Source organism: Haematobacter sp., assembly GCF_032102465.1.
Lineage (GTDB): Bacteria > Pseudomonadota > Alphaproteobacteria > Rhodobacterales > Rhodobacteraceae > Haematobacter.
On record NZ_DAMDHB010000073.1, the window covers coordinates 1 to 4,997 of the forward strand.

Below are 4,997 nucleotides of genomic sequence, written 5' to 3' on the forward strand. Positions count from 1 at the left end.
GGGAGGAGCGGGCGGCTGCCATCGCCCGCGCCGATGCCGCCGCGCTTGCCTGCGGGGAGGCTGCCGACCGCATCCGGGAGGAGGCGGAGACGGAGCCTGCCGCGCTGGCTGCGAGTCTGGGCGAGGTCACCGCGACCGCGGGCGAGACGGAGGAGGAGATCCACCGCCTCCGCCGCGCGCGGGAGGCCTTGGGCGCCGTGAACCTGCGAGCGGAGGAGGATGCCCGCGCGCTGGCCGAGGAGCAGGGGACGCTGGCCGTGGAGCGGGCCGATCTGGATGCCGCCGTCACCAAGCTCCGTGCGGGGATCGCCGCGCTGAACCGGGAGGGGCGCGAAAGGCTGCTGGCGGCCTTCGATCAGGTCAACCGCAACTTCCGTCAGCTTTTCACGCATCTTTTCGGTGGGGGAGAGGCGGATCTGGTGATGGTGGAGTCGGACGATCCGCTGGAGGCCGGGCTGGAGATCATGTGCCAGCCGCCGGGCAAGAAGCTCTCCGTCCTGTCTCTGCTGTCAGGTGGGGAACAGACGTTGACGGCGATGGCGCTGATCTTTGCGGTGTTCCTCGCCAATCCCGCGCCGATCTGCGTGCTCGATGAGGTGGACGCTCCGCTGGACGATGCCAATGTCGGCCGGTTCTGCGATCTGCTGGACGAGATGACGCGCCGCACCGGCACCCGCTTTCTCGTCATCACGCACCACGCGGTTACGATGGCGCGGATGGACCGGCTGTTCGGCGTCACCATGCAGGAGCAGGGGGTGAGCCAGCTCGTCTCCGTCGATCTGACACGGGCGGAGGCGCTGGTGGCCTAGCAGGCTGCTGAAAAAGGCCTTTTGGCCTGTGTTGGAGCGGAAATCGCTCTCCATCTGACGAAATCCAGCCGGAAATCCATATACTTCCGGATGTTTCCGGGCGGATTTTCCGATGTCTGGCACATCGGCATGACACTTCAGGACTTTTCAACAGCCTGTTAACTCAGGCGAGGGCCTTAGCGGACCGCGCCGATAAGCCCGCCGACTGCGGCCCCCGCGATGGGTTCGTCGGCAATCACCTGCCCCGCCGCCGCGCCGCCGATCGCGCCGGTGGCGACCCGCTGTCCGCGCGTATTGCCGCAAGCGGCGACGACAGAAACGCAGAGCAGGGCTGCGACGAGATAAGTTCTGGTCATGATTTCCTCCTCCATTTCAACGCAGTGGAACGTTCATGACCGGGCCGGGTTCCGGCGCTGGCGTCATATCTTGCGGATACGATCCGCAAGGGTCACCTCCCCGTCCTCCATGATCCGGCAAAGCACGCCGCGGAGCCTCAGCTCCGGGTGGCCGGGCGCGCGGACCCAGTCGAAGGCCGGTTTGCCATAGCGTTTTTTCCACTTCACGCAGGCATCGTTCCACAGGTCGGACACTTCCACGACGGCCGTGCCGATCCGAAGCCGCGTACCGACGGGCAGGTTCTCCTCCGAGAAATCCATATCCGCGACGATGGTGTCTCCCGGGTGGAGCATCTCCGGCTCCGTCATCACCGCCTCCACCACGCGGGCGCCGAGAATGGATATCTGTATGCGCGGGTCGGGCCTGCCATCCGCCAGCTTCATCCATGGGTGCTTCATCCAGCGCTCGCCGGGGATGCCCTCCGCGACGGTGAGTGTCAGGCTGTCGCGGAAGTCGCGCTTGCCGAAGCCCTTGCGGAAGCAGAGCGTCTGGATCGGCGCATCGTCCTTTGGCGCGGCAAGGACATGGGGCAGGGCATCGGCGAGTGTTTCAGCGGTCGCTTGCGGCATGGGTCAGAGCCTGTCCAGAAGGGTTCGGGTGGGCCATGCGTCTGCGGGCAGGCCGAGGCGCGCCTGCTCCTTCTGCACGGCGCTGCGGGTCATGGCGCCCAGGACGCCGTCTATCGCGCCCACATTGTAGCCACGCGCGGTGAGCTTCTGCTGAAGCAGGGTCATCTGCGCATCGGTGAGCGGCGGGTCCGGGTTGCCGGGGTCGAAGGCCGGGGGACCCGAGAGGCGGGTGGCGAAATAGGCGGCGGTCGTCACATAGACGAAGCTCTTGTTCCAGTCGAAGAACACGTAATAGTTGGGATAGGCAAGGAAGGCCGGGCCCTTGCGCCCCTGCGGCAGCAGCAGGGCCGCGTTCAGGTTGGCTGCGACCTTGCCGCCGCCGCGCGGCTTCACCCCCATGCGCAGCCAGTCCGCAGCGGGGCGCGGCGTGTCCAGCCCGCTCAGGCTCCAGTCCATCTGGTCGGGAACCGTGACTTCCTGAAGCCACGGCTCCCCCCGCCGCCAGCCGTGATCGGCAAGCATTCGTCCCCCCGACATGATCGCGTCGGGGATGGAGGTTTTCAGCGTGACCCGCCCGTCGCCATCGCCGTCCACCCCGCGTTCGAGGATATCCTTGGGCAGCATCTGGATCATCCCGATCTCCCCCGCCCAGGCGCCAGTGGTGGTGGCCGGGTCGAATTCCCCCTTTTCGTAGAGCGAGAGCGCGGCGAATACCTGCGGGCGGAACAGGTCGGGACGGCGGCAGTCATGCGCGAGGGTGACGAGCGCATTCGCCGTGTTGAAGTTGCCCTGCACTGCGCCGTAGTCGGTCTCGAACCCCCAGAAGGCAAGGATCACCCCCGGAGGCACGCCGTAGCGCCGCTCCGCCTCCTTGAGCAGCCCGGCGTATTTCTTGCCGTTGGCCACGCCGTTGGCCATCCGGTTCCCGCTGATGAGCGCGCGGGAGAAATCGGTGAATGTCTTGCGGAAGACGCCTTGCGAATTGTCGGCGGCGATCACTTTCGGGTCGCGGCGCACGTTGGCGAAGAAACGGTCGGCGGCCTGTGCGGAATGGCCGTTCGCGACCGCTTCCTGTTTCAGCCCGGCGATGAAGCGTCCGAAGTCGCCGCCGCAGGGCACGCTTTGGGCGGATGCGGTGCCCGCGAGGGCGACAAGGCCCAGCAGGGCAGGGAACAGGGTGGTGCGCATGGGGGTTCCTCCTTTCGCGAAGCTAGGGCGAGGCGGTATCCGGGCAAGGCCCCTGGCAGGCTGCTGGGAGAGTTCACAGGTCTCATATCTAACAGGCTTCTGAAAAAGTTCTGAAGTGTGATGCCTATGTGCCGGAAATCTGAAAATCGGCCCGGAAAACGCCCGGAAGTATATAGATTTCTGGCTGGATTTCGTCAGATTGCGAACGATTTCCACTTCAACACAGGCCTATAAGCCTTTTTCAGCAGTCGGCCAATCCTCTGGAAATCGCCTTCGGTATGATCCGAAATGTCTGGATTTCTGGCTGAAGTTCGTCGGATTGCGGATGATTCCCGCTCCAATACACCCCCAAAAGCCTTTTTTCAGCAACTTGTTAGCTGATGAGCCAGACCAGAAGCACCAGCGCCAGCATCAGCGCCCATGTCCGCCAGAGCGCGGCCACCGCCGCGTCGATCTCCGCCGCGCCGATGTCATGCCGCCCCTCCGCGTTGACATAGGGAAAGTCCTGCCGCTCGCCGTGATAGCTCCGCGGGCCGGAAAGCGCGATCCCGAGCACGGCCGCCATCGCCGCCTCCGGCCAGCCTGCATTCGGCGAGCGATGCAGCGGTGCATCCCGCAGGATGACCCGCCGCGCATCAGGCCGCCCGTGGGCAAGAGCGATCAGCAGCGCCGTCAGCCGCGCGGGGACGAGGTTCAGAAGATCGTCCAGCCGCGCTGCTGCCCAGCCGAAGTCCTCGTGCCGGGGGGTGCGGTGGCCGATCATGCTGTCGGCGGTGTTGACGAGCTTGTAAACGAGAATGCCCGGCAACCCGCCGACAAGGAACCAGAAGGCCGGGGCGACGACGCCGTCCGAAAGGTTCTCCGCCGCGCTTTCTATCGCCGCGCGGGCGACGGCGGGCGCATCCATCGCCGCCGTATCCCGCCCGACGATCCGCGCCACCGCCCTTCGCCCTTCGACGAGGCTCGCGCGGAGACCGGTCGCCACGGCCGCGACATGATCGGCGAGGCTTCGCTGGGCCAGCAGAACCGCGGCGGCCAGCACCTCCAGAAGCCCGCCGCCCGGCAGCGCCGCGACCAGCCGCCCCGCCAGCAAGGCAAGGAGGACGAGCAGGCCGATCCCCACCGCCCCTTTCGCCCGTCTCCCCGCTCCCCGGTTGAAGCGGCGATCCATCCCGTCGATCATGCGGCCCATGAGGACCGCGGGATGCGGCACACGGGACCAGAGCCGTTCCGGCTCGCCGAACACCGCGTCCAGGGCCAGAGCCGCGGCGAGGGCAAGCGGCTGCATCACCACGGCCCCTCCAGCCGCGCCCAGCCATCGCCCGGCGGCAGACCAAGGCGGAGCCAGCGGTCGCTGTAGGGGAAGATGCGGCTCCAGATGCGGGCGCGGGCCAGACGTTCCTGCCACGCCCGCGCGTCCTCGACCTCATAGAGCCGGAACAGCGGCGTTCCGCCGGCCACGCGCGCGCCGCGTGCCGTCAGGATGCCGTCCAGCCGCGCCGCATCATGGCCAAGCCGCGCGCGTGTCCGCGCGGCCCAGCCCTCGTCGGACAGCGCCGCGCGCCCGATCGCCAGCGCGGGGCCGGAAACGGGCCAGGGTCCGAGCGCTTCGCCCAGACCGGCGATCAGCACGGGATCGCCGATGGCAAAGCCCAGCCGCACCCCCGCCAGCCCCCAGAACTTGCCGAAGCTTTTCAGCACCAGCGTGCCGGGCCGGGTGGAGAGGGCAATGAGGCTCGCCTCCGGCAGTACGTCGCAGAAACTCTCATCAATCACGGTGAGCGCTCCCGATCCCGCCCCCGCCGCGGAATGAAGCCTGCCGTCGGGATTGTTGGGGTGCACCAGCACCCGCGCGCCGCCCGGTCCCTCCTCCCAGCCCGCCGCCCGAAAGGAGGCGGCATGTTCATTGTAGGTCGGCCCCGGTATCTCCACCCGTCCCGGTGGCAGCAGGCGCGGGAGGCGCGCGATCAGTGCGGACGCCCCCGGCGCCGCCAGCACCGCCGCTGCCCGCGGCACGCGCCAGAAGGTCCGCGCC

General features: G+C 67.6%; 5 protein-coding genes and 1 pseudogene. 1 reads left to right on the top strand and 5 read right to left on the bottom strand.

The annotated features are described in order from the left end of the window. Positions 1-809 (top strand): annotated as a pseudogene (locus tag RT513_RS20560) (chromosome segregation protein SMC); the annotation flags it as partial. Between the two features lie 176 nt (positions 810-985). Here the strand turns inward: RT513_RS20560 and RT513_RS20565 are convergent. The 5 genes from RT513_RS20565 to RT513_RS20585 form a co-directional block, all read right to left on the bottom strand. Then, a complete protein-coding gene (locus tag RT513_RS20565) occupies positions 986-1,165 on the bottom strand; it encodes a hypothetical protein (RefSeq protein ID WP_290685454.1) in 180 nt (59 codons plus the stop codon). Positions 1,166-1,228: 63 nt separating this feature from the next. Beyond that, entirely contained in the window at positions 1,229-1,774 is a 546-nt protein-coding gene (locus RT513_RS20570) for a hypothetical protein (protein ID WP_290685456.1), read from the bottom strand. Positions 1,775-1,777: 3 nt separating this feature from the next. Further along, a complete protein-coding gene (locus RT513_RS20575; protein WP_290685458.1) occupies positions 1,778-2,962 on the bottom strand; it encodes a lytic murein transglycosylase in 1,185 nt (394 codons plus the stop codon). 373 nt (positions 2,963-3,335) lie between these two features. Beyond that, a complete protein-coding gene (gene cbiB / locus RT513_RS20580; protein WP_290685460.1) occupies positions 3,336-4,250 on the bottom strand; it encodes an adenosylcobinamide-phosphate synthase CbiB in 915 nt (304 codons plus the stop codon). Continuing rightward, positions 4,250-4,997: aminotransferase class I/II-fold pyridoxal phosphate-dependent enzyme (locus RT513_RS20585; RefSeq protein ID WP_313534538.1), on the bottom strand; the 748-nt coding region annotated here is incomplete at its 5' end. The genes RT513_RS20585 and cbiB, both read right to left, overlap by 1 nt.